25 protein-coding genes are annotated in these 22,677 nt (G+C 59.5%); 10 read left to right on the forward strand and 15 right to left on the reverse strand.

The genetic code is table 11. The features are described 5' to 3' along the window. Positions 1–37 precede the first annotated feature (37 nt). From dba to GBM95_RS01310, 4 genes are all read left to right on the forward strand, one after another. A complete protein-coding gene (dba, locus tag GBM95_RS01295; RefSeq protein WP_152157437.1) occupies positions 38–205 on the forward strand; it encodes a disulfide bond formation protein Dba in 168 nt (55 codons plus the stop codon). Between the two features lie 15 nt (positions 206–220). After that, entirely contained in the window at positions 221–1,756 is a 1,536-nt protein-coding gene (gene dsbI, locus GBM95_RS01300) for a disulfide bond formation protein DsbI (RefSeq protein WP_152157438.1), read from the forward strand. Positions 1,757–1,905: 149 nt separating this feature from the next. Next, positions 1,906–3,198: a YihY family inner membrane protein gene (locus GBM95_RS01305; RefSeq protein WP_152157439.1), complete on the forward strand. Its 1,293-nt coding sequence runs from the start codon at positions 1,906–1,908 to the stop codon at positions 3,196–3,198. A gap of 112 nt (positions 3,199–3,310) precedes the next feature. Continuing rightward, the gene (locus GBM95_RS01310; protein ID WP_226963105.1) at positions 3,311–4,075 is read left to right on the forward strand and encodes a tetratricopeptide repeat protein; all 765 of its coding nucleotides are present in this window, start codon (positions 3,311–3,313) and stop codon (positions 4,073–4,075) included. Positions 4,076–4,258: 183 nt separating this feature from the next. Here the strand turns inward: GBM95_RS01310 and GBM95_RS12495 are convergent, their stop codons facing one another. The 3 genes from GBM95_RS12495 to GBM95_RS01320 all read right to left on the reverse strand — a co-directional run bounded on the left by GBM95_RS12495 (position 4,259) and on the right by GBM95_RS01320 (position 5,738). Beyond that, entirely contained in the window at positions 4,259–4,627 is a 369-nt protein-coding gene (locus tag GBM95_RS12495; protein ID WP_264298057.1) for a peptidylprolyl isomerase, read from the reverse strand. After that, positions 4,624–5,040, reverse strand: a complete 417-nt coding sequence (locus GBM95_RS12500; protein WP_226963106.1) for a SurA N-terminal domain-containing protein — start codon at positions 5,038–5,040, stop codon at positions 4,624–4,626. The genes GBM95_RS12495 and GBM95_RS12500 overlap by 4 nt, the downstream gene beginning before the upstream one ends. Before the next feature lie 92 nt (positions 5,041–5,132). Beyond that, entirely contained in the window at positions 5,133–5,738 is a 606-nt protein-coding gene (locus tag GBM95_RS01320) for a septation protein A (protein WP_152157440.1), read from the reverse strand. A 240-nt stretch (positions 5,739–5,978) separates the two neighbouring features. Here GBM95_RS01320 and GBM95_RS01325 point away from each other — a divergent pair, with 240 nt between their 5' ends. The 4 genes from GBM95_RS01325 (at position 5,979) to GBM95_RS01340 (ending at position 11,826) form a co-directional block, all read left to right on the forward strand. Further along, positions 5,979–8,735 carry a M16 family metallopeptidase gene (locus GBM95_RS01325; RefSeq protein ID WP_152157441.1) on the forward strand — a complete coding sequence of 919 codons (2,757 nt, stop codon included), beginning with the start codon at positions 5,979–5,981 and terminating at the stop codon, positions 8,733–8,735. Positions 8,736–8,861: 126 nt separating this feature from the next. Next, the gene (locus GBM95_RS01330; protein WP_152157442.1) at positions 8,862–9,422 is read left to right on the forward strand and encodes an NAD(P)H-dependent oxidoreductase; all 561 of its coding nucleotides are present in this window, start codon (positions 8,862–8,864) and stop codon (positions 9,420–9,422) included. Positions 9,423–9,507: 85 nt separating this feature from the next. Beyond that, positions 9,508–9,933, forward strand: coding sequence for a GNAT family N-acetyltransferase (locus GBM95_RS01335; RefSeq protein ID WP_152157443.1), 426 nt, complete (start codon positions 9,508–9,510; stop codon positions 9,931–9,933). Between the two features lie 192 nt (positions 9,934–10,125). Further along, a complete protein-coding gene (locus GBM95_RS01340) occupies positions 10,126–11,826 on the forward strand; it encodes a restriction endonuclease subunit S domain-containing protein (RefSeq protein ID WP_152157444.1) in 1,701 nt (566 codons plus the stop codon). Between the two features lie 82 nt (positions 11,827–11,908). Here the strand turns inward: GBM95_RS01340 and serB are convergent, their stop codons facing one another. Both serB and GBM95_RS01350 read right to left on the reverse strand, forming a co-directional pair. Beyond that, entirely contained in the window at positions 11,909–12,793 is an 885-nt protein-coding gene (gene serB / locus GBM95_RS01345) for a phosphoserine phosphatase SerB (RefSeq protein WP_152157445.1), read from the reverse strand. A 229-nt stretch (positions 12,794–13,022) separates the two neighbouring features. Continuing rightward, positions 13,023–14,441 carry a flavocytochrome c gene (locus GBM95_RS01350; protein ID WP_152157446.1) on the reverse strand — a complete coding sequence of 473 codons (1,419 nt, stop codon included), beginning with the start codon at positions 14,439–14,441 and terminating at the stop codon, positions 13,023–13,025. Positions 14,442–14,771: 330 nt separating this feature from the next. Between GBM95_RS01350 and GBM95_RS01355 the strand changes: the two genes are divergently transcribed. Then, positions 14,772–15,608: a DNA-processing protein DprA gene (locus GBM95_RS01355; protein ID WP_152157447.1), complete on the forward strand. Its 837-nt coding sequence runs from the start codon at positions 14,772–14,774 to the stop codon at positions 15,606–15,608. Positions 15,609–15,610: 2 nt separating this feature from the next. Here GBM95_RS01355 and GBM95_RS01360 read toward each other — a convergent pair whose 3' ends face one another. The 7 genes from GBM95_RS01360 to GBM95_RS01385 all read right to left on the reverse strand — a co-directional run bounded on the left by GBM95_RS01360 (position 15,611) and on the right by GBM95_RS01385 (position 20,860). Continuing rightward, positions 15,611–16,546 carry a DMT family transporter gene (locus GBM95_RS01360; protein ID WP_152157448.1) on the reverse strand — a complete coding sequence of 312 codons (936 nt, stop codon included), beginning with the start codon at positions 16,544–16,546 and terminating at the stop codon, positions 15,611–15,613. Positions 16,547–16,768: 222 nt separating this feature from the next. Then, positions 16,769–17,119, reverse strand: a complete 351-nt coding sequence (locus GBM95_RS01365) for a cytochrome c3 family protein (protein WP_152157449.1) — start codon at positions 17,117–17,119, stop codon at positions 16,769–16,771. 262 nt (positions 17,120–17,381) lie between these two features. Next, positions 17,382–18,932 carry an FAD-dependent oxidoreductase gene (locus GBM95_RS01370; RefSeq protein ID WP_152157450.1) on the reverse strand — a complete coding sequence of 517 codons (1,551 nt, stop codon included), beginning with the start codon at positions 18,930–18,932 and terminating at the stop codon, positions 17,382–17,384. A gap of 225 nt (positions 18,933–19,157) precedes the next feature. Next, positions 19,158–19,688, reverse strand: coding sequence for a hypothetical protein (locus GBM95_RS01375; RefSeq protein WP_152157451.1), 531 nt, complete (start codon positions 19,686–19,688; stop codon positions 19,158–19,160). Further along, on the reverse strand, positions 19,688–19,822 hold the full coding sequence (locus tag GBM95_RS12905; RefSeq protein ID WP_264298058.1) for a hypothetical protein: 135 nt from the start codon (positions 19,820–19,822) through the stop codon (positions 19,688–19,690). The genes GBM95_RS01375 and GBM95_RS12905 overlap by 1 nt, the downstream gene beginning before the upstream one ends. Positions 19,823–19,902: 80 nt before the next feature. Next, positions 19,903–20,154: a hypothetical protein gene (locus GBM95_RS01380; protein WP_152157452.1), complete on the reverse strand. Its 252-nt coding sequence runs from the start codon at positions 20,152–20,154 to the stop codon at positions 19,903–19,905. 106 nt (positions 20,155–20,260) lie between these two features. Then, entirely contained in the window at positions 20,261–20,860 is a 600-nt protein-coding gene (locus tag GBM95_RS01385) for an ISAs1 family transposase (protein ID WP_152157453.1), read from the reverse strand. 94 nt (positions 20,861–20,954) lie between these two features. Between GBM95_RS01385 and GBM95_RS12245 the strand changes: the two genes are divergently transcribed. Next, a complete protein-coding gene (locus tag GBM95_RS12245) occupies positions 20,955–21,116 on the forward strand; it encodes a hypothetical protein (RefSeq protein WP_193222534.1) in 162 nt (53 codons plus the stop codon). Here GBM95_RS12245 and GBM95_RS01390 read toward each other — a convergent pair. The 3 genes from GBM95_RS01390 to GBM95_RS01400 are packed head-to-tail and all read right to left on the reverse strand — an operon-like array spanning position 21,107 to position 22,544. Continuing rightward, the gene (locus GBM95_RS01390) at positions 21,107–21,322 is read right to left on the reverse strand and encodes a hypothetical protein (RefSeq protein ID WP_152157454.1); all 216 of its coding nucleotides are present in this window, start codon (positions 21,320–21,322) and stop codon (positions 21,107–21,109) included. The two genes, GBM95_RS12245 and GBM95_RS01390, sit on opposite strands and share 10 nt — an antisense overlap. Positions 21,323–21,371: 49 nt before the next feature. Continuing rightward, positions 21,372–21,839 carry a 4'-phosphopantetheinyl transferase family protein gene (locus tag GBM95_RS01395; RefSeq protein ID WP_152157455.1) on the reverse strand — a complete coding sequence of 156 codons (468 nt, stop codon included), beginning with the start codon at positions 21,837–21,839 and terminating at the stop codon, positions 21,372–21,374. Positions 21,840–21,854: 15 nt separating this feature from the next. Then, positions 21,855–22,544, reverse strand: a complete 690-nt coding sequence (locus tag GBM95_RS01400; protein ID WP_152157456.1) for a FadR/GntR family transcriptional regulator — start codon at positions 22,542–22,544, stop codon at positions 21,855–21,857. Positions 22,545–22,677 lie beyond the last annotated feature (133 nt).

The following is a 22,677-nucleotide window of genomic DNA, read 5'->3' on the forward strand; positions in this document are numbered from 1 at the left end:
CTCTCCCGATTCGAAAACCATCAAAGGAAAAATATCAATGGAGTTTCTTCAGCTCTTGATGCTTTTCGTTGCCGTGATGCTGATTTGGTTCAGACCCGCCAATGAAAAGCTTGCCTGGTGCCTCACCATCGTCGCGTGGTTCTCCGTCGTCTTCATGTACGTCGGCCACGTTTCCACCGCCATCCTCGGCAACATAAATCTTTAATCGGAGAAAAACAGAATGACGGATTATTCGACTCCGATTACGGATAAGGACCTCGCCAAAGCCAAGACCTGGTACGACATCGTCTGCTGGGGCGGGCTTCTCATCGTCCTCCTGCCGGTTGGCATCGCAAACCTGATCCTCGGCTACCTGATGGGCGACTCGCCCTGCACGCTCTGCTGGGGGCAGCGCGAACAGATGGCCTTCATCGGCGTTGTGGCGCTCTTCATGGTGCGCTACGGCTTCAAGCCCAAGTATCTCGCCACGATGCTCGTCATGGCGGCCATGGGCCTCTACTCGTCCTTCCGCCATCTCGGCAACCATGCGGCCCGTGACGTGGGCCAGGGCTTCGGCCTCGACATCTTCGGCATCCACACCCAGATGTGGGCTGAGATCGTCTTCTGGTGCGTCGTGATGCTCTTCGGCCTTGCCTGCTTCCTTGCCCCGCGCTTTGATGCGCTTATCGCGGAGCTTCGCGGCAAGTCCTGGCGTCCGATGACGGGCTTCATGAAGATCGCCTTCGGCATCGTGGGCTTCATCATCGCCTCGAACGCCTTCCAGGCCGCCTGGACCACGGGTCTTCCGCCCAACTGGGGGCAGGGCGATCCCTGGCGCTTCTCCTGGAATCCCAAGTACATCTACTGGTCCGACGCGAGCTGGCACGGCATGTGGGACGGCATCAACTTCCTCGGCCGCCGCGACGTGAAGGATCCGGACTTTGCCTACGCGCCCAATGCGGCGAAGCTCGGCATCACGTTCGAGCATGACGCGAAGAATGCGCCTCTGGAACTTACGGGAGAACTCAAGGTTGCGGGCGAAAAGGCCGTTCCCGGCATCACCGCGAAGCTCAATACCGTCGCCTTCATCCGCGGCGAGTACGTGGTTGCCTCGAAGTACGACTTCTGGTTCCTCAATCCCGATCTCACGACCAAGTTCCATGCCGCCATGGATCCCTGGTTCTCGGCAAACGTCCTTGATCTGGTCGGCGTGACGCCTCTCAACGACGACGCCTATGTGCTCATGGGCTCCAACAAGTCGATTCTGCGCATTCGCCAGAACCCGCAGGCCGACGACGTGAAGGGCTGGGCCAACTTTACGGCCGGCCGCGACCATGTTGAGGCTGTCGGCGGCTTTGGGCGCGCGCGCATCGGCACGGAACGCGCGAAGATGTTCTACATCCACTCGAGCGCGACGGACGGCCGCTACATCTATACGGCCACCGTTCCCGACAACAAGAACAAGAAGACCTTCGTGATCTCGAAGGCGCTTCAGTCCGACTGGGTGCTCTCGGGCGAATTCACGCCTGCCGCTCCGATGCTGAAGAAGGACCGTTCGCTCGGCGAACTCTACGTGACGGGCATGGTCTGGGAAGACGGCAAGCTCTATGCCGTTTCGAAGAACTGGAACGTTCTCATCACGATCGACGTGGCTAACGAATCGGTTGAGTCCGTGCTGGGCCTCCCCGCCGGCCTTACCGACATCCGCGGCCTCGTGAAGAAGGGCGACACGTTTGAAGTGCTCGATGCGAACCGCATCGTGACGCTCACGAAGTAAGCCCGGGCTTTCAGCCCGCCCTGAGCGGCGCCGAAGGCTGTCGGCCAAAGCAAAGACCCGGAGATGTGCTTCTTTTGCGCATTCCGGGTCTTTTGCTTACGGACCGCGCTCCTTCATAATTTAGGCATCACCCCGAAGGATCCGCGTCCATGCAGAAGTCGTTATTCATTGAAGCCGTCCGCAGTCATCGTCTCTTCGAAACCCTGCGCTCTCTCATGAGCTTTGCCGTGGCGCGCATGCGGGAAGCCCATCTTCAGGAGGTTGCCTCCTCGATGACGCTGACGACGCTTTTGTCGCTCGTGCCGCTCCTCGCGGTGTCGCTCGCCGTCTTTGCGGCCTTCCCGAGCTTCGCGGATACGCGAAAGGCGCTTGAGGACGCCGTTTTCAACAGCTTCCTGCCGATTCAGTACAGCGAAGTGATCATGAAGTACCTGAAGCTCTTCAGCGATCATGCTTCAGGGCTCGGGGCCTTTGGTCTTGCAGGCTTGTCCCTCACGGCGCTCCTCATGATCGACAAGTTCTTCGTGACGGTAAACCGGATCTTCAAGGTCCGCCGCATGCGCCCCTGGACGCAGCGCGCGATGATCTACTGGGCGCTCCTCACGCTCGGGCCCGTCGGCATTGCGCTTTCGATCACGCTCACAACTCAGGCGATCCGCATCGCTGCGGGCTCAACCGAGGTGAGCCTCCCCGGCTGGGTTTTCGTCTTCTTTCAGATCTTTCTCCAGACCTTTGCGTATGCGGTGCTCTTCAAGCTCGTTCCCAACTGCAAGGTGCCTTTTGCGCATGCGCTGATCGGCGGGCTCTTCGTCGCGATCACGGGGCAGATCGTGAAGGAAGGGTTTGAGATCTACATCACTGCCGGCACGCTTTCCTCGATCTACGGGGCCTTCGTGGCGTTCCCCGTCTTTCTCCTCTGGCTCTACATCGCCTGGATCCTTGTTTTCGCAGGCGCCGCGGTGACGGCCGCCATTCCGCAGCTCACCTCCGGGCGCTTTGCCGACACCTACATGCTCGGAAACGACTTCCTCACGGGCGTTGCGCTTCTGAAGGAACTCACGCTCGCGCGCGAGGCGGGACGCCCCATCGTGGCGGAAGAGGATCTTGCGCGGGCTGTCGACAGCTATCCTCAGGCGATCGAGCGCATCCTCATCCGGCTTTCCGAATACGACTACTGCGCGCCTATTCTCGAAAATGAAAGAAGGCATCTGACTGCCTGGGCGCTTCTCTGCGATCCGAAGGAAAAGACGCTTCGCGATGCGGTCTTCGCGCTCCTCGTGGATCCGAGAAACGGGCTCCTGCAGAGTGCGCGGGCGGACGGCAAGAAGCCTGCGGGGCCCCTTGCCGAGTGGTTCTCAACGTTTGAGGACGACTCCTTCATCGAGGAGACCCTTTCGGAACTCGCCCGCAGCGGCCGGGTGAAGGAACTTCCGAAGGCTTGAGCTTCGCTTAAGGATTGACGGCTAAAGTTCTTCTTTATAACGGACAGGAGTGCATGAGCTTTCAGTTTGCTCATGACTTCCCCCAAGCGCGAATATTCTTTGGAGACCCCTGATGATCAAGTCGCTTTTCCTTCGGACAGCCCTCGGCGCCGTGATGGGTGCCGGGCTCATGACCCTCAGCGCCGCGCCGGCTTCGGCAAGCGTTGCCGACGGCGTCGCTCAGATCCAGAACGAAAAGTACGCCGATGCGATGCGCACCTTTAAGAAGGAGGCGGCGAAGGACAACGGCGACGCGATGTACTACATCGGCGACATGCTCCGCAACGGGCTCGGTCAGAAGGCGGCACCGCTGGAAGCCACCATCTGGTGGGAAAAGGGCGCCTATCTCGGGAACGAAAAGTGCCAGATCGCGCTCTCTCACGCCTACCGCAACGGCATCGGCGTGAAGATGGATCCTCGTCAGGCGCTGATCTGGGACCGTGAAGCCGCGAAGAACGGCTCCATCATTGCATACAAGAACCTCGGCGACTACTTCGCTACTGGGAACGGCGTGGAAATCGACGAGAAGGAAGCCGCCAAGTGGTACTACCTTTCCTCGAAGGGCGGCTTCCCGGCTGCCTACGTTGCGCTCGCCAATCTTCTGCGCGACGGCGAAGGCATTGAAAAGAATCCGGTTGCCGCCTATGTGCTTTACGAAGCCGCTTCAAAGCCCGTGAAGAATTTTGAGGCGGAAAGAAATGCCGCGGCCGATGCCCGCATTCTCGGACACAAGCTTTCAGCGGCGGACCTTGAGCGCGCGAAGAAGCTTTCCGTTGAGGATGTGCTCGATAGCCTCGAAAGCCTGAAGAAGCTGAGCGAAGAGAGCAGCAAAAAATAACGCGCGGGACGCAGAGCGCTTCTGCTTATTTCCCTGCGAAAGGCACTCAAGAAAAAACGGACGGTGAATGAACATCGTCCGTTTTTTCTTTTCGAGGATCCGGGAACGCTCCAATCAAGAAAAAACGCCTGAAGACGGAAAGCGTCCCAGGCGTTTTTGCCGGATGCTCAGAAGAGCGTTCGATTACTGAACGTTGGCCTTCTTGATGAGATCTTGGAAGTGCATCTGCACCTTCTGGTTGGCGAGCGCATTGCGGATCACCGGCTTCTGGCTCTCGTAGGAGGGATAGAGCTCGGCCTTGCGCTTCGCCTCAAGCTTCACGACATGGAAGCCGAACTGCGTGCGGATCGGAGACTGGGCGATTTCGCCGGGCTTCAGGGCGGTGAAGGAAGCGCCGAAGGCCGGAACGAAGGAGCGCGGAACAACCCAGCCGAGGAGGCCGCCCTGGCCCTTGTTGCCGGTATCTTCAGAGAACTCCTGAGCGAGCTTGCCGAAGTCGGCGCCCTTGTTGAGGCGCGAAATCAGGTTCTTCGCCTGGTCCTCGGTCTTCACGAGGATGTGGCGGACCTGATATTCCGTGTCGCCGTAGGCGCCTTGTCCTGATCATAGGCCTTCTTGAGGTCGGCTTCAGAAACCGGGTTCTTCTGAGCCCAGTCCTGAGCGAGACCCTGGATGAGGATCTGATCGCGGGAATTTTCAATGGCGCGCTTCACGTCGGGCTTGTTGGCGATCTTCGCCTTGTTGGCTTCCTGAAGGAGAACCGTCTGCTGGATGAGAAGGTTCTTCACCTGACGCTCGAGACCTTCGCCCGCGGGCTGGCCGGCCTGAACGGCACGGTCGTAAATGGCCTTCTGCTCAGCAACGGTGACGGTTTCGCCGTTCACCTTGAAGGCCTTGAGTTCCGCGTTGGCGGCTCCGGCGATGAGAAGAGCGGCAGCGCCGAGAGCAATTACTTTCTTATCCATAGCTTTTGAATTTGAGTACTTGAAAGGACTCTGCTGTGCAGGATGCGCCGGAGGGGCGCTCGCGCCAGAGGAGTAGCCGGAGAAATTTTCGGTCAATTCTGCCGTTCGGATGCTTGTCTTGTCATCCACACCGCAGCGGCAATTGTAAAAATCAATGTCAACCCGATTAGGCCGAAGAGCTTGAAGTCGACCCAGATTTCAGTCGGGAAGGAATAGGCGACGATGAGGTTGAGGATGCCGACCACGATGAAGAAGCCGATCCACATCCACTGGAGCTTTCCCCAGGCGGCATCTGGCATGTCGATGGCGTTCTTCATGAGCGTGCGGATGAAGTTGCGGCCCGTGAAGCTTCCGAAAAGGAGAATGCCGCTGAAGATCCAGTAAAGAATCGTGGGCTTCCACTTGATGAACATTTCATTCTTGAGCCAGAGGGTCAGTCCGCCGAAGACGACGATGACGGCAAGACTGATCCAGAGCATCGGTTCGATCCTGCGGCCCTTCAGCTTCAGCCAGCCGATCTGCAGGAAGGTCGCGACGATGGCGGTGACGGTGGCGAGAAATACCGGGGCGGTGGTTGCGGTCACGCCGTCTCCGATCAGGCTTCCCGCGAGGTCGATCGCTTCAGCGGGGAAGTGCTCCGCGCCCTTGAAGGCGGCAAAGAAGAGGATGACGGGGAAGATGTCGAACAGAAATTTCATGCTTGCGGGCTCGATGCGCCCTGAAAAGGACCTTCGGGTGCATTGAGCGATTTTTTAGGAAATCAAGGCCGCTAAGGATAGCCCAAAGCGCCTATGCCTGAGCGCGCTGCCGCCAGTTCGGATGTGCATCAGTGTGTCGCTTGATGCGCAGGCTGTTGGTAACATCTCGGCACCGAAATGGCTGGAGGAGAATATTCTCCTCAGCTAAGGTTTGCGCATCTCTCTGAATAAGGTTCGAAGATGCAGATTTTCAGAAATATTCTGTGCGCCGCGCTTTTCGCATCCGCGGCGGCAGGGAGCGCGAGCGCGCTCGCCCAAGAGGACAAGAACAAAATGAATGAACTCCCGACGCCTTACGTCACGGTTGAGGGCATTACGGAGTACCGCCTCGCCAACGGCCTGAGGGTGGTGCTTTATCCGGATGCCGCCAAGCCCACGGCCACGGTCAACATGACCTACCTTGTCGGCTCGCGGCAGGAAAACTACGGCGAAACCGGCATGGCGCACCTCCTTGAGCACCTGATGTTCAAGGGGTCGAAGAACTATCCCAATCCGACCGCGGAATTCACCCGCCGGGGCTTCCGCATGAACGGTTCGACCTGGCTCGACCGCACGAACTACTTCGTGAGCTTCACGGCCACGGACGACAACATGAAATGGGCGCTCGGCTGGCAGGCCGACGCCATGGTCAATTCCTTCATCGCGCAGAAGGATCTCGACACCGAAATGACGGTGGTGAGAAACGAATACGAAATGGGCGAAAACAAGCCCATTTCCGTGATGATGAAGCGCATGCAGAGCGTGATGTTCGACTGGCAGAGCTACGGCCGCTCGACGATCGGCGCGAGAAGCGACATTGAAAACGTTGAGATCGCCAATCTGCAGGCCTTCTACCACCTCTACTATCAGCCGGACAACGCCGTTCTCACCGTGTCGGGCAAGTTCGACGTGAAGACGGTCCTCGGCTGGATCAATGAATTCTTCGGACCCATCCCGAAGCCCGAACGCGTTCTTCCGAAGGAATGGACCGTTGAGCCTCAGGCGGACGGCGAACGCGAGTTCTACATCCGCAGAAAGGGCGAGTCGCAGCTCGTCGCCGTCGGCTACCGCATTCCGTCGGCGCTCTCCGACGACTATGAACCCACCGCTATGGCGGCGGACATTCTCGCCGATGCGCCGAGCGGACGGCTCTACAAGGCTCTCGTTGAAACCGGCATGGCCTCCCAGGTCTTCGGCTGGCCGGTCGCGGCTCAGAAGCCGGGCTTCGTAATGTTCGGCGCCATGGTGAAGAAGGAAGGCGACATCCAGGCTGTGAAGACGAAGCTCGTCGAGCTTATTGAAAATGCCTTCCGCGAAGCCGGCGTCACCGCCGAGGAGCTCGGCCGCCAGAAGGCCGATCAGGAGACGATGTTCGAGCGCACGCTCGCGGATCCTGAGGAATTCGGCGTCGACATTTCCGACTACATCGCTCTGGGCGACTGGAGGCTCTTCTTCGCCGACCGCGAACAGGTGAAGGCCGTTACGGCAGAGGACATCAACAAAGCCGCCGCGAAGTACTTCGTGCGCGACAACCGCGTCGTGGGACTTTTCGTTCCGACCGATGATCCGAAGCGCGCCGACATCGGACCTGCGCCCACGGCCGAGGAACTCATCAGCCGCTACAAGTTCTCCGAAAAGGGAGCCGAGGTTGAGGCTTTCGACCCCTCGCAGGACAACATTGATGCGCGCACGCAGATCGTCGACATGAAGGGCGTGAAGGTTGCGCTTCTGCCGAAGAAGACCCGCGGCGAAACCGTCGTGGTGAAGATGCGCTTCAATGTCGGCAACAACAAGGAGCTCGCTCGGAGCGCCGTGCCGATGCTCGCATCCTCCATGATCACGCGCGGCACGAAGACGATGACGCGCGAGGAGATTGAGGACGCCTTCACGAATCTCAAGATGGAAGGCTCGCCCTTCAGCTTCACGACCGACCGCGAGCACCTGGGCGACGCGCTTAAGCTCGTCGGCAAGCTCTTTACCGAGTCGACCTATCCGGAAAAGGAATTCGAAACGCTCCGCCAGCAGACGATCGCCGGCATGAAGGCGCGTTCTGACGAACCGGCGACGAAGGGTCGCGACGCCCTTACGGCCCACTTCAATACGTATCCCGAGGGCGATGCGCGCCACGTGCAGCTGTCCACCGAAGTGACGGCAGACCTTGAAAAAGTGACGCTCGCCGACGTGAAGGGCTACTACGACCGCGTCTTCGGTCTCGGGAAGGGCTACATCGCCGTTGTGGGCGACTTCGATCCGCAGGCCGTGGCGAAGGAGCTTGAAGCGGACATCGTCGACCAGAAGTCGGCCGAGGTTCCCTTCGAGCGCGTCGTTGCTGAATACCGTCCCGTCGGACCTGCGCGCTTCGTGATCGATACGCCCGACAAGGAAAACGCGATGCTCTTCGCGCGCGTCGACCTGCCTGCGTCCCTTACCGACAGCGACATGCCGGCGCTTATTACCGCCGACTGGATCATCGGCGGCTCGGACGGGCTCTCCAACCGCATCGTCAACCGTCTGCGCCAGAAGGAAGGCCTTTCCTACGGCGCGGGTTCGGGCATTACGCTGCCTTCCTTCGGCAACCGCGCGAAGTGGTCGGTCGGCGCCATCGTGGCGCCCCAGAACCTCGCTCAGGCCGAAAAGTCGCTTCGCGATGAGCTCGCCCGCGCCTATCGCGACGGCATCACGGAGGAAGAGCTCGCCGAGGCGAAGCGCGGCATCATTCAGTCCCGTGCGGTCAATCGCGCGCAGGACGGCCTCATTGCCTCCAACTGGGTCAACAACCTTGAGCTCGGCAAGACCTGGCAGTTCTCGAAGGCTACCGAAGAGGCCGTGATGAAGCTGACGGTTGAAGACGTCAACAAGGCTCTGCGCCGCTTCTGCGATCCCGAGAAGCTGACCTTCGCGCTCGCGGGCGACCTGAAGAAGGCTCAGGCCGCCGGGAAGGATTTTTCCAAGCAGTAAGCTGGATTCCGGGCGGAACTTTTTGACAAAAGTTCCGCCTCCCGAAAGCTTTCCCTGAAAGACATTCCCGGCACTTCAAACCGCCGGGAATTCTTTTTGGGGAAACATGAATTGAGAGGTGTCCTTATGAAAAAGATTCTCGTCATCAACGGTCATCCCAACTTCAAGGGGTCGTTTGCCAACCGGGCGATTCTTGCTGAGCTCGCGAGGCTTCTTCCTTCCGTCAAAGTGCATGCACTCGCCGGAGCCAGAGGCGAAAACGGCTTCAATGTTCCCGAGGAGCAGAAGCTTCTGAGAGAAGCGGATATCGTGGTGTTCGACTATCCCTTTTACTGGTTCTCCGTTCCGGCGCTTCTCAAGGAATGGTTCGATGAGGTTCTCACGCACGGGTTTGCCTATGGCACGGGCGGGACAGCACTCAAGGGAAAGACTGCCGTCTTCTCGCTTACGTTGGGCGCTCCGGACGATGCCTATCGGCGCGACGCAGCGCTCGGCTACACCGTGAAGGATCTTCTCGCGCCGCTTTTCTCGACGGCGACCTACTGTTCCATGAAGAATGCCGAGCCGGTCTACTCCGCCGGAATGCTCTTCATTCCGGGCGTGAGCACGGATGAGGATCTCGCTAAGGTTGAAGCAAGAGCGAAGGATCATGCGGAAAGACTTGCGAATCTGCTGAAGACGCTCTGATCAGAGATTCTTTTCTTTCGCCGGGCGGACCGGCTTCAATTCAATCGCGCCCGCCCGTCCGTTTTTTCAAATTTGAGAGCAGTCCATGGATATTTCAATCGAAAAAGGCTCCTGGAAGACGCTTGAGCATCCGGCATCGGCCGTGCGGCTCATGGTTTTCGTGGCCGAGCAGAAAGTGCCGAAGGAAGAGGAGATCGACGCGCTCGATCCTGTGAGCACGCATTTTGTTGCGCGGGATTCGCGCCATATGGTTGTCGGTACGGCGCGATTGACGCCTGACGGCCGGATCGGGCGCCTAGCCGTTCTGAAGCCTTTCCGGGGACGAGGCGTCGGCGCGAAGCTCCTCGAAGCAGTGCTCGAATGCGCACGCGCGAGCGGCCTCAGGGAGGTGACGCTCCATGCGCAGGTCCACGCCCGCGGGTTTTACGAGAAGTACGGCTTCAAGGCGGAAGGCGCCGTTTTCGACGAATGCGGCATCGACCATATTCAGATGCGGCTTCGCCTCGGCTAATGCGCCTGGGAAGGCCTTCGGATACTTTTTTCCGGTACTATCGTTAGAGGAAGCTATTTAGTATTATTTCGATCACTCAGGGTAGGGAGGATTAACCCTAGTGATGGTTCGTCCGGCAGTCCGGAGAGGAGCAAATCGTGCTCCCCGGCGCCGGAAGCATTTCTCCCGGTCATAAAGAGCGAAGAGCGGAACATGGTAATCAAAAAAGCTGGTGCGGCAGAAATCTATTGGCAGACTTTATCCAAGCAGACGCGGCTTGACCCCGAAGTTCAGCTCGTTTTGACGGCAATTCTCTATGTTCGTGCAAGGAACGGCGAGGCTCCCGAAATTACTTTCCGCGGGACGACGGAATTCAGCAGCCTCGCCTGCAGCGCCGTCCCGGAACTGAAGCAGTTTGTCTGGTCGATTGCGGTTCCTGATGCGGAAATTTCCTGGCGGCTTCCAAGGGATCTCGTGAAGAATCCGGCGAAAACGCTGGAAGCCTTCCTGCGCCTTAATGAACGAAGCTACATCAAAAGATTTTCGCTCCGTCCGGAACTCGTCGACGAGATTGCCGAATGGCTTCTGGAAGAGACGCCTCAGGCGCCCTACTGGATCGTGGGTGAGGAGCGCTCCTTCCTCTCCGGCGCCCGGAGTCTCCTTTCGGGCCGTGCCGTCCGCTTTGCGACGATTTCCGAGCACCTTGCGCTCCTCTTCACCGTGCTGAAGGCCTATGGGCTGGATGCCGGCGCAGCAGTCCTCAAGCCCGGCGCCATTGATCTCTCGACGCTTGATGGGCCTGTCGTCACTATTCCCGAACCCAATACCGAGGGGGACCATCCGCCGGTCGGTAAATATACGATCGACGAACTCAACTACGCCGACGCGCTCATCAAAAATCCGTCGCGGGTCGCTGCGGTTGTTTCGGGCGGCATGCTCTATCGAATGCAGGGCGAGGATGAGAAGCTCAAGACCATGTATCTGAGGTCGGGACGCCTCACGCGCGTTTTCTCCTTCCCTTCGGCGACGGGCGTGGAGGCCGGCGTTGAAACGCTCGGACTTCTGCTCTGCGAGAAGCAGGGGTTTGAAAGCGGCGTGGTGGATCTCATCTCAGTGCCGAGGCTTCGCTATACGCGGCGTCCCTGGCCCGACGATTTCCGCAGGAACATTTCGCTTGCCATGCGGGGGATGGATGCTGAGGGGGTCAACGTCGTGAGGACGACGAACCTCACGCTTCTCAACGACCGCTGCATTCTCTTGACGACAAGCCGCGTGGAAACGCCGGGAGACGAGGTCATCGACCGCCTCCTTGAGGAGCGGGGCTCGCGTCCGCTTTCCACGTTCGTCCACATCATCCGCTGCCATTCCGTGGGACCGGACTGCGACTCGGCGGACGAGAAGGACGTCGTGTACGAAGCGATCCCGAACGACATCAATGAGTGCGGAATTCTGCGCCGTCCGCGGAAGCGCATCAGGATTGATCCGGAGGATCATACGCAGGCGCGCCGCCTTGAGAAGCAGGCAATCATGCCGGGCGACATCATCTTTACGCAGCGCGGACGCATCGGTTCAATTGCGCTCGTCGACGCCGTCCCGAAGAAGGAGCGCTGGGTGGCCGGCCAGCTCTTCGTGATTCTGAGGCTGCGTGCGGACAGCCCGGTAGAGTCTCCTGCATACATCCTGCGCTGCCTTCAGTGCGCGCCGATCCGCGGACGGTATGAGCGCATGTCGAGCAATACGGCGGTGCCGCAGGTGCGCTCCGAAGATCTCGATAATCTTCTGATTCCGCTTCCTGGTCGCGAGAGCGGCGTTGAGGAGGCTGAGGAAGCCGTCCGCAAGCTGAAGCGCTATTCGAAGGAAATCGAGGATCTGCGGGCCAGGGCCGAAAAGCTGATCAAGAGCGTCACGCTCTGATGAAGACGGGCGGAAGACTTCGTGAAGAGATCTCCCGCCCGAATCATATCCGCCGAATGGAACGCCTGAATGCCCCGGCAAATTAAGCGAAGGGAAGCGCATCCCTCCAGGATTCGCGGAAGAAGAGCATGATGGCGTCAAGTCCCGAATGATTGATGCGGTAGCGCGCAAGCTGCTGCACGACGGGCTTCGCATGGAAGGCGACGCCAAGGCCGGCCGAACGGATCATTTCAACGTCGTTTGCGCCGTCGCCGCAGCAGAGGACTTCACTCAGGGAAGCGCCGTGGAGCTGCGAGAGCACTTCAACCGCGCGGCGCTTGCCCCTGGCGTCAAGGATTCTGCCGCCGGCAGGGCCCACAACGTCGCCGGTGAGAAGCCCGTTTTCAATGACGAGCTCGTTGCTCACGGCCCCCGTCATGCCGAGCTTTTTGGCAATGGGGCGCGTGATGAGCGTGAAGCCGCCGGAAACGACGTAGAGCGCGAGGCCGTTGCGGCGCGCAAACTTCATGAGGACTTCCGCGCCGACGGAGAAGCGCGCGGCTTCCACTGAATGGTCGACGACGCTCACCGGCGCGCCCGCGAGGAGCTTCACGCGGCGCTGAAGGTTCTCCGCAAAGGGCCATTTTCCTTCCATGGCCTCCTTCGTCATCTGGCGCACTTCGTCGAGGCAGCCTGCGGCAAAGGCCATGTCGTCGATGCATTCGTTTTCGATCAGGGTGCTGTCCATGTCGAAGAAGAATGCCTTGAAGGACTTGATGCTGAGTCCTGCCGGAAGGACGAAGAAGTCGGCATTGTGCCGGGCGGCTTCCGCCTCAAGGTGCGTGAGGTCGGCATCGTCGGGGACATCCTCAAGACGAAGCGACGGTTCGGACGGACGATAAAGCGTGCGTGCGGGGTGCACTTCATGCGTGAGGTCGAGGAGCAGATCGTGCTCCAGCTCTGCGCCGGTGATCACAATGTCGAGCATGGGGGATTCCTTTTGAATTTCTCAATGCGCGGCCAGTCGTCTCCGCGCGGGATGTCTGAGGAGTCTAGCGCAGTCGCTCTGCAATCGACGGAAATGAAAAGCCCGCGGTTCCGAAATGAACTCGCGGGCTTTTGTGATCGCAAGCGACCGTGCGGGCTTTGCTTTCTTGAGCTTTCAGAGGCCGTGCATCCTCTTCATGCGAGGGAAGGCAATTCCCGCCGGGCAGTCATTACTTCTTCTGAGCGTCGAGCTGACGGGCGAAGATGAAGGCCTGCTGGCCGGCGATGCGGCCGAAGGTCACGATGTCGGCCTGAGCGTTGCCGCCGAGGCGGTTGCCGCCATGGACGCCGCCCGTGACTTCACCGGCAGCGAAGAAGCCCGGAATAACCTGGCCCTTCACGTTGTAGACCTGGGTGAGCGGGTCAATCTTGATGCCGCCCATCGTGTGGTGGACAGCCGGGGTAACGGCGATCGCGTAGAAGGGGCCCTTGTCGAGGTTGCGCGGCATGTCGGCGCGGCCGAAGGCATCCTTGTTGGCAGCCTTGCCGGCCTTCCAGGCGTCCATCGTGGCCTTGAGGTCAGCAGCGGGAACGCCCATCTTGCCGGCGATCTCGTCGAGCGTAGCGCCCGTGAGGCAATAGGGCTGCTTGATGTAGCCGTTCGTCGCCTTGAGGGACTTCTGCATGTCGGAGTCGAAGAAGAGGTAGGCGATGCCGTCCTTCTGCTTCAGGATGGCGGCGGAAACCGCGTCGCGCGTCTGAAGTTCGTTGAAGAAGCGCTTGCCTTCCTTATTGACGAGGATGGCGCCGTTGCCGCGGACGGCTTCGGTGATCATTTCGCCAACCTTAGGCACAACGGTCGGGTGCGTCTGAATCTGGTCCATCTGGATCAGGTTGGCGCCGATCTTCTCGGCAAGGAGGAGACCATCGCCCGTGGCGCCCGGATGGTTCGTCGTGGCAAAGCCCTTGAGGCGCGGCACATACTTCGAAACGAGTTCGTTGTTGGCGCCGAAGCCGCCGGCAGCGTTCACGACCGCCTTAGAGTGAATCGTGTAGGTGCCGTTCTTATCCTTCACCTGGATGCCTGTCACGCGGCCGGTCTTGTCCGTGAGGATCTTGGTGGCCTGGGTGTTGGTGCGGATGTCGATCTTCTCAGCCTTGGCAGCCGTGTAGAGGGTGCGGACAACTTCCGGGCCGACGAGCGCGCCGCCGGTCGGACGGTGCGTGCGCGGGAAGGTGGCGCCGGCCATCAGGCCGACGTCGCGAAAATCGCCGCCGTGGGCGAGGAGCCAGTCAACGGAGGAGGCGGACTTCTCGGCGAGCGTGCGCACGAGCGCCGGGTCGTTGAGCCAGTGGCCGCCCTTCATCGTGTCGAAATACATGATTTCGACGGAGTCCTTCGTGCCCTTAGCCTTCTGCAGAGCCGTTTCCGTGGCGTTCAGGCCGCCAGCGGCGCGGACGGTGTTGCCGCCGACCATCGCCATCTTTTCAATGACGACAACCTTGGCGCCGAGTTCGTTGGCCTGAACAGCAGCCGAAAGGCCGGCGCCGCCCGCGCCGATAACCGCGATGTCGACATTGATGTCTTCAGCGGCACCGGCAGTTCCGAAGCAGGCCATGACGGCAGCGGCAACCAGAATCTTCTTCATTTTTTCTTTCCTTTTAAGGTGCGGGACTGCGCCTGAAATGAGCACAGCGCCCAATGGAGTATGAATCCCGTAGGACTCAACCTTCGGCAGAATGTTAACCTGAAAAAAAAAGGATGACGAGAAGTGAGACGACGTTGCTATCTCTTTATGGGTATTACTGAATCGGAAATTGAAGAGACTTTGATGCCTGCAAAAGAGAAACCATCCCTTAACAATGAGTTTTTTTGAGGAATGCATTACTTCTCTTCCTTGAAAATGCGTATAAACCCGCTTATCCGCAGTGGGCATTTCTGCCCGAACCGTTAGTTCTTTTTTCGGAGGAATCGAAACATGCCGTCACTGAGCCGGGAGGATTTTCAGGCGCTTTATGCACTGGAGCGCGAAGCCGGATCGGGTCTGGGCGTCGCGGAGCTCAGAAAAGAGCTCTCGCTCACCTTCCCTCAGGGGGCGCGCGTTCTCACGCGCGGGTCGGAAGACTATCCGCAGGCGCTCGACGCCCTCGCGGATCCGCCGAAGGTGCTCTGTGCTCTGGGAGACCTGACGCTCCTCGACCGGCAGCTTCTTGTTTCGATCGTGGGATCAAGAAACGCAGCGGCTGAGCGGTGCGAAGCCGCTTCCTTCATTGCGTCTGATCTCGCTGCACGAGGCGCCGTCATTGTTTCGGGGCTTGCTGCCGGGATCGACCGCGCCGCCCACGAAGGGGCGCTTGCCGCGTGGACGAATGAATCCCGGCGCGGCCGCACTGCGGCTGTGCTCGGCACGCCGCTCTCCTTCCCCTGGCCCCCTGAGAACGCAAAGCTCTATGAGGAAATCGTCTCGACAGGGCTCGCGCTTTCCGAAGTGCCGCAGGCCGAAGGCCGGCGCTTCGACCCAAATGAGCGGATGAGGTCCCTCAAGCGCAGGAACCGCATCGTTGCCGCGCTCGGCACCGGAACGCTCGTCATGGCGGCGGCTTCGGGCTCGAGCACCCTCATTGAGGTCGACTATGCGCTCGGTCTCGGCCGTCCAGTCATCCTCTGGTACGAGTGCGCGAATGAACCCTGGGCGAAGGAACTCCTTGCCCGCGATCTCAGGGACGGCGACGGCCGGGCGCTTGTTGCGGTCGCACGGGATGCGGTGGAAGCGGAGGAAATCCTCTCGCCCTGGAGCCGGGTCTGGTGGCTTTGAGGTTAGTGCTTCCCGAGGCGCGGCAGGTGCCGCACCTGCACCATGAGAAGGCCGGCGAGCATCAGGAGCGACCCTGCGATGAATGCCGGCCCGATTGATTCGCCGAGAAGAAGAACGGAAAAGAGAACGCCGAAGAAGGGCGTCATGAAGACGAGGACGCCGAGGCGCGCCGCGAGATAGACCTTGAGCATCTGGCACCAGACCAGGTAGGACGCAAAGGAGACGATGAAGATCTGAAAGAGCAGGCTCGCCCAGGCGACGGGCGTCCCGATGAAGGTCGACTGGCCGGTGAGAAGCGCAATGGGCGTGAGTGTCGCAGCCGCGAAGATGAGCTGGGAGAAGAGCATCTGCGTGGGGGCGGCGTTGTTCATCGTCGTCGCTCTCAGGAAGACGGTGGTGAGGCCCCAGGACACGCCCGAGAGGAGGCCGAGAAAGTCGCCGAGGATCCAGAGGTCGCTCCCGGCTGAGGTTCCCGCGAGGAATGCCGGCACGAAGAAGGCCGTCACGATGCCCGCAAAGGCAACAAAGAGTCCCGCCCACTGAATGAGGGAAAGGCGCTCCTCGGGAAGGCGGATGGAGAGCCCTACCGCCGCAAAGAAAGGCGCCGTATAGAGGAGCACCGACATGTGGGACGCCGTCGTGAAGCGGAGGCCTTCGGCAACGAAGAAGAATTCGCCCACAAAGCCGAGCCCCACCAGAGCTACGTCGCGGAACCTGACGTTCCAGTTCCATTTCTCATGAAGGAAGAAGCGGTTGGCGATGAGGAGCAGAATCGCCGCCGCTGCGGAGCGCAGTCCGACCTGCAGCATCGGACTGATGTCCGTGCCGGCTGCCTTGATGGCAGTCTGCTGCATGCCCCAGGTCATGGAAAGGAGGACGCAGATGACAAAGGCGCGTAGGTCGATGGGACGGCGGACGGGAGCTGTGGGAAGAGCCATGACGGAAGGCAGGCAGAATATTGAGGGTAAAGAGCGCAACTATACGCCTCGGGCAGAAGCAGGCCTTGTTTCGGGACGTCTTTTGACGGTTGAATGAAGTCTGACTGAGTGCTTTTCCGCGGCTCCAGGTTAATGGAAAGAATGCGAAAAAAAAACGCCGAAGCGGTTCGCGCCGGCGGGAGCAAGAGAAAGGAGAGAAGAAGAGATTGGGTTTTGCGCGGGTTACTTCACCTTGAAGTTGAATTCGTGGCACTGATTGCAGTAGTTTTCGCTTTCCTGATGCATCAGGTGGCAGTTCGTGCATTCGAGCGTGTCGCCGTAGTGTGGCGAGACGTGCGGATTGGTGGGCTTGACGTTCTTCGTCTTCGCGACGAGCTGCTTGGTGTTATGGCAGCCCGTGCAGGTTTCGATCGTCGGCATCTCGGGATTCTTCATGTCCTGACCGTGGCAGGTCTGGCACTGAAGGCCGGCTTTGATGTGCTGTTCGGCGAGCTTTTCACCCGCCTGGACGGAAGCGGCGCTGCCGAGCAGGATGGCCGTGGCGGCAACGGCAGTAAAGAGAGAGCGGAACATTCTGGGGCCTGATGGGAAGGTCGTTCGGAAATCGGGGAAAGCGGCCTTGAAGCGCAGATCCCTGGCAGGAGTTCTTCCGAACAAAATGATTTTTAAGGAGTTTCGCTAACGAACCGAGGGTTTCGTCAGGGAATAAGAAAACCGGGCGCCCGGGAAGGGCCTCGGCTCGCAAGGTGATTCAGCCGGTACTTCTGAAGAGCAACTACCCGGAGAAGCGGAGAGTGCTCAGCTCTCCGGGCAGGACTTCAAAGGAAGGGCTCAATTACATCTTGGCGAACTCTTCACCGGCGATCATGCCGAAGGTGAGAGCATCGATCACGGCCACCGTGCCGAGGCGCGAGGCGCCGTGCACGCCGCCCGTCACTTCGCCGCCGGCGAAGAGGCCCTTGATCGGCTGGTGCGTCGTCGCGGAAATGACCTGAGCCTTTTCGTTGATCATGACGCCGCCCATCGTGTGGTGGATCTTCGGAGCGACTTCAATGCCGTAGAACGGAGCCTTCGAAACATCAAGACCGTTGCTGAACTTGAGGTTGCGGTGGAATTCCGGATCCTCGCCTTTCTTGATGAACTCGTTGTAGCGGGCAACCTGTTCAAGGAACGGCTTCTTGTTGATTTTGAAGTAGTCGGCGAGCTCGTCGAGCGTGTTGAACTTCTTCACCGTGCCCATTTCGAGCGGGAGCTTGACGAAGTTCGGGTTGATCGACTTGACGATCGCATCGTCGGCGATGGCGATCGGGTAGTTTTCATCAGCGCCGATGACCTTGAAGAGGGCGTCGGACTTGATCTTGCGGCCGGCGTGTTCGTCCATGAAGCGCAGGCCCGTCTTGCGGTCGACGACGATGCCGTAGTCCATGCAGGCGTGGTTCGTGAAGTTGACGGAAACGCCGAAGCCTTTTTCACGCGGGTTGGTGTAGGGGAGGAACTGCAGCCAGCAGAGCTGAACCGGAGCAGCGCCGATGCCGAGGGCCTTCACGAGAACGCCGGCCGTGGCGCCAGGCTGGTTCGTGGAGTCCGTGGTCGGAACAACGCGCGGATCCTGGACCTGACGGAACCAGATGTCGCGGGAGAAGCCGCCGGCGGCGAGCATGACGCCGAGCTTGGCGCGGACAACCTTCTGCTTGCCGGTTTTGTTCTCGAGGTCGTCGGACTGGAGCTTCTGGTTGAAGCGATAGCCTTCGCGGTAGGTGATGCCGACAACAGCGTCGCCGTCCATCACGAAGTCGTCGAACTTGGCGCGGGTAAGAACCGTGACGTTCTTTTCCTTCTTGATGGCTTCGTACATCGGGTGGATGTAGCCAGAGCCCGTACCGGCCTTAATCTCATAGGAGCGCGGAACCGAGTGGCCGGCTTCGAACAGCATCTTGTTGGGAACGAATTCAGCGCCGGTTTCCTCAACGAACTTGATCGTGTCGTTGCAGCGGTCGGCGATGACGCCGAGGAGGTTCGTGTAGTTGAGGCCGAGACCGTCCTTCAGGCAGTCTTCAATGAAGAGCTCCTTGCTGTCCTTGATGCCCTGGGCTTTCTGCACGGGGTTGACCGGGCAGGCGACGTTGCCGCCGCAGATGGCGGAGTTGCCGCCGACGACCGGCATCTTCTCAATCATGAGAACCTTCTTGCCGCCGCGGGCAGCCTTGAGGGCGCAGGCCATGCCGGCGAAGCCGGAGCCGATGATGACGACGTCGTACTCGGCGTCAAACTTCTTCACCTGAGCAGCAGGAATGCCGGCATTGGCGGCAGCGCTCGCCATCAGAGTGGCGGCCATGGCAGCGCCGGTCTTGAGGAGGCTGCGGCGAGCGAGATTCAGTTCGGACATTGTGTTTTCCTTTGAAGGTTGATGGAAGCTGCCGTACCCGGCGTCTTCCGGATCCGCTTACGGAGAGGTCAAATCCGCATCCGTGATGGAAGTAATTCTGAAGGATCTCTGAAAACGTGCGGCTATACCTTGGTATAGGCGGATAGGAAAGCAGAATGAAAAAAAGCCCGTACGGGCCTGATCCGTACGGGCTCTGAAGCAATGTCCAGCGTCTGGAGGCTTTCTTCAGAAGGCGAGCGCCATGCCGGCGGCAGTATGCCAGGTGTCGTGATCGATGCCGGCGTCGCTTCGCTCCATCCTTTCCGCCGTGTAGGCGTCGCCCGCATAGACGAGCGCCTTCTTGCTGAGCGGAAAGATGTACATCGCGATGAAGCCGTATTTTTCGAGATCCTCTTCGAATGCGGCTTTTTCCGTCGCCTTGTCGGCGTTGAAGATTTCGCCGCCGGCCTTGCCGTAGAAGACTGCGGCCTGAATGTTGGCGCCGGGCGTTCCGGGCATATTTTCAAAGAGCGCCCCGACCGTGGTGCTCCAGCCGTCAAACTGCCCGACGACCCCGCTGACGTTGTGCTTCGCGAGGTAGCTACCCGAGAGGAAGCTTGACGCCCCCACCCAGCTCCAGACCGTTTCATTGCGGCCGAGCTGGAAGCCGAGGTAGGGCGTGACGTCGCCGATCTTGTAGTTGGCGCCGAAGCCGACCGAGTAGGCGTCTCCGAGACGCGGGTCGGCCGTGCTCGAGCGCATGATGGTGTCGGCCATCACGATCGACTGCAGCGGTCCGCGGTCGATCGTGACGAGCGTTCGGCGTCCGCATTGCCCTCAAGGCCGGCGCTCGAATTCGTTTCGAACGAGTACTGGAGGTAGGCCATGGCGCCCGCACAGTCGGGCGACACGTAGGTAGGGCGGATTCGTGAATTTTCACTAAACCGCCCCCCTTGCGCCCATGAGGCTCAATTCGGGACGAGATCCTCTATCAGAACGCTCCCGTCGTGGTGAGCGGCTCCGCTTCGTGATTCCTTTTCCCAACGGTGCTGTGGAGCAGGAAGGTCTCGACATACTCAATGGCTTGCACGGGATCATTCTGAACGCCGCGGCGAATCTCATTGAAGGAGATGACTCGAGCACTTCTCTGTTCGCGGTTTTTCAGACGACGAATCAGTTCCAGAATGGCCATAGCCAACTTGTTGATCTGAGCGATGTTCTCGATTAAGTTGGTGTTCTTCATCTGAGAGCGATCCTGCCCAAAATCCACATCCAGAATGTAGTGGAGGTGGTTTTCGATCTGCCAATGATTTCGAACTGCACGTAGAAGTTGCTTTGCAATCTCGGGCTCAGTTGGGCTCAAGGATGAAATAGCGAACCTTCTCCGTAGTCTCCTCTTCTTTACCGCCGGCTCGAATCTCCGTCCGCCAACTTGTCTGCCGCACGATACACCCCTCTTTCAGCCCGAGCCAAACCTTGAGAAGCTCTTTCGGCAGAAGCTCTCCGGGGAGCACCTCAATGAGGCGCCGTTCTTTACGACCGTGTCCAACTTCTTTGGTTTCATGGTGATGCTCCACCGGTGTCTGCGAAAAGCAAAGCTCAATCTCCTTGCATAGCTTCCCTTGGTTTTGCTTCACGGCAAGACAATAATCAGCCCTCGCTTCGTTCATCAGCATCGTCACGAACTTACGTTGGCAGTGCATCGCATCTCCCGTGACGATAGTTCCCTGCAAGTCAAGCAATTGCGCGAACTTGAGAGCAGCAGGAATTTCATTGGACTTTTTGTCGATGAGCACCTGGGCGAAGGCAATGCCGGCTTCCGTGCTGTAGAAGCTCAGGAACTGATGCTGTTCTCCGCGCTCGTGCAGAAGGCGATCTTGCTCCCTTATCCGGGCGTCAACTTCCAGCGTTTTTCTACTCCCTACCCAGAGGTAGCTTAAAAACGGCAACGGTTGCCTGAAATAACCACAAAAATGACTTGCGCTTCGTGCGCTTTTTCTTTATAATCGAGAGTATTACGATACTCTCGAAAGAAGCCCGCAAATGTTCTTCAAGTACACCGTCCCAGTTCCGGTTGCTGCCGGCAAAATCAGTCGTCAAAAGACCAAAAGCGGTACGTACATTCTCTACGTCATCAGTCGTCAATATGACCCGGCAAAGAAGCACCCCCCGGGCTACTACGCTGAAGCGCTCAATTACGAATAAAGCTCAGCCGGACGCGAGAGCGTGAAGGGACGGTCCGAGGCGGCCGTGAGCCTGACCACGCTCTCAATCGTCTCGTCGGGCTTCCGGCTCGAGAGCGCTTCGCGGGCGCTTTCCCGGGCGTCGGAGATGCTTTCACTCCCGGTTTTCAGGAGCAGCGTTTCCCAGTGCCAGCGGCGTCCGAGAAAGTGAAGCGGCGAAGCGAGCACATCCAGATCCGCAATTTCGTCGCGCAGCCCCCAGCCGCCGTCATGACGCTCATGAGGTTGTGAAGCTCGCGTGCCGCCTCATCCCTTTCGCTCTCGTTTGATGCGGGCGCAAGGGATTCAGCATCAAGTCCCGCGAGCACGCGGCAAGCGCCTTCTTCCGGCTTAGGAGCCAGGAGCGCTGCGCAAATCCGGCGGCATGGGTGAGGGAGAAATCCCCCGCATCGGGAATTGAGGGCTTTCCGTAAGTACCCGACTGCCAGTGGTTCCAGCCTTCCGGCGTAAAGGTCCCCGAATGCATGAGGAGCGTGCGCTGGCATTCGCGCGCCTGAGCCCGCCGGATGCGGTCGGAGAGGAGCTGATAGCCTTCGTTTTCCTTCCGGAATCCTGCGGGAAGACGGCTGTAGTCGGGTTCCTGAATGCCGGAAGCGGATTCAGAGACGCCGAAGCGGCCGCGGGAGTCGTCGGACACGAACCGCCACTCAAGCGTGAAGGCCGCAGGGGGAATCTCTCCCGGCATGAAACCCTTGAGGAATCAGGCCGAAAGGAGATCCACCTGCTCGCGCAGGTGCTTAGAGAGAAGCGCGCGGGCTTCCTCTTCGTCGCCGTGCTGAATGGCGCGCAGCAACTCGCGCTCCTGACGGGCGATGTTCATGAAGAAGGCCGGGTCATTCTGCGGAAGCCTCGGCGTCGTCTTTTCAAAGTACGTGATGAGCGCGGCCGAGAAGACCTGGAGCACGCGGTTGCCGCAGGACTCAAGCAGGATGAGATGGAATTCACGGTCCCAGCGGTCGGCTTCGTGCGTATTGCCGGCATTCAATTCAATGCGGCAGATGGCGTCGTCGAGACGGCCGAGAAGGGCCGGCGTCATGCGGCGCACGCAGAGCGGAATGATGTTGACCTCAATCAGGAGGCGCGCTTCGATGAATTCGCGGATGTCGAAGTTCGCAATGTCCATCTGCACCTGAATCTGCGAGGAGAGATGCTTCGGCCCCATGGCGTTCACCGTCATGCCGCGCTTCGGCGCCCGATCGACAATGCCCATCTGGGAGAGCACCGCAAGGGCTTTTCTTACCTTGTAGCGCGTAACGTTGAAGCGTTCGGCGATTTCCGCCTCGGTATCAATGCGTCCGCCCGCTTTCGCCTGGCGAAGAATGTGCTTATGGATGGCGCGGAAAAGCGTGTCCTCGTCAACGGGGGCGTCGGACAAATAGTTCTGTTCCAAAGCAGTAACCTCTTCAGGGAAATATTGAGGGGAGCGGCCGGGAGGCGCGCGGAGATTTGTCGACCAGAGTCAATTAATGCATTCTACGCGGCCTCAGGGCTTTTTGGCGTCAATTCCTCGCAGTCGTCAGAAA

This window comes from Sutterella seckii, assembly GCF_009183815.1.
In the GTDB taxonomy this organism is placed as follows: domain Bacteria; phylum Pseudomonadota; class Gammaproteobacteria; order Burkholderiales; family Burkholderiaceae_F; genus Sutterella; species Sutterella seckii.

Coding starts and splice junctions, on each gene's coding strand:
- GBM95_RS01310 (WP_226963105.1), top strand. CDS start 3,311: ATGATCAAGTCGCTTTTCCTTCGGACAGCCCTCGGCGCCGTGATGGGT.
- GBM95_RS01365 (WP_152157449.1), bottom strand. CDS start 17,119: ATGTTCCGCTCTCTCTTTACTGCCGTTGCCGCCACGGCCATCCTGCTC.
- dba (WP_152157437.1), top strand. CDS start 38: ATGGAGTTTCTTCAGCTCTTGATGCTTTTCGTTGCCGTGATGCTGATT.
- GBM95_RS12245 (WP_193222534.1), top strand. CDS start 20,955: ATGTTCTTCAAGTACACCGTCCCAGTTCCGGTTGCTGCCGGCAAAATC.
- GBM95_RS01370 (WP_152157450.1), bottom strand. CDS start 18,932: ATGTCCGAACTGAATCTCGCTCGCCGCAGCCTCCTCAAGACCGGCGCT.
- GBM95_RS01340 (WP_152157444.1), top strand. CDS start 10,126: ATGGTAATCAAAAAAGCTGGTGCGGCAGAAATCTATTGGCAGACTTTA.
- GBM95_RS01335 (WP_152157443.1), top strand. CDS start 9,508: ATGGATATTTCAATCGAAAAAGGCTCCTGGAAGACGCTTGAGCATCCG.
- GBM95_RS01355 (WP_152157447.1), top strand. CDS start 14,772: ATGCCGTCACTGAGCCGGGAGGATTTTCAGGCGCTTTATGCACTGGAG.
- GBM95_RS01325 (WP_152157441.1), top strand. CDS start 5,979: ATGCAGATTTTCAGAAATATTCTGTGCGCCGCGCTTTTCGCATCCGCG.
- serB (WP_152157445.1), bottom strand. CDS start 12,793: ATGCTCGACATTGTGATCACCGGCGCAGAGCTGGAGCACGATCTGCTC.
- GBM95_RS01380 (WP_152157452.1), bottom strand. CDS start 20,154: ATGAAGAACACCAACTTAATCGAGAACATCGCTCAGATCAACAAGTTG.
- GBM95_RS01360 (WP_152157448.1), bottom strand. CDS start 16,546: ATGGCTCTTCCCACAGCTCCCGTCCGCCGTCCCATCGACCTACGCGCC.
- GBM95_RS01350 (WP_152157446.1), bottom strand. CDS start 14,441: ATGAAGAAGATTCTGGTTGCCGCTGCCGTCATGGCCTGCTTCGGAACT.
- GBM95_RS01305 (WP_152157439.1), top strand. CDS start 1,906: ATGCAGAAGTCGTTATTCATTGAAGCCGTCCGCAGTCATCGTCTCTTC.
- GBM95_RS01330 (WP_152157442.1), top strand. CDS start 8,862: ATGAAAAAGATTCTCGTCATCAACGGTCATCCCAACTTCAAGGGGTCG.
- GBM95_RS01375 (WP_152157451.1), bottom strand. CDS start 19,688: ATGGCCGACACCATCATGCGCTCGAGCACGGCCGACCCGCGTCTCGGA.
- dsbI (WP_152157438.1), top strand. CDS start 221: ATGACGGATTATTCGACTCCGATTACGGATAAGGACCTCGCCAAAGCC.
- GBM95_RS01320 (WP_152157440.1), bottom strand. CDS start 5,738: ATGAAATTTCTGTTCGACATCTTCCCCGTCATCCTCTTCTTTGCCGCC.
- GBM95_RS12500 (WP_226963106.1), bottom strand. CDS start 5,040: ATGGATAAGAAAGTAATTGCTCTCGGCGCTGCCGCTCTTCTCATCGCC.
- GBM95_RS01395 (WP_152157455.1), bottom strand. CDS start 21,839: ATGCCGGGAGAGATTCCCCCTGCGGCCTTCACGCTTGAGTGGCGGTTC.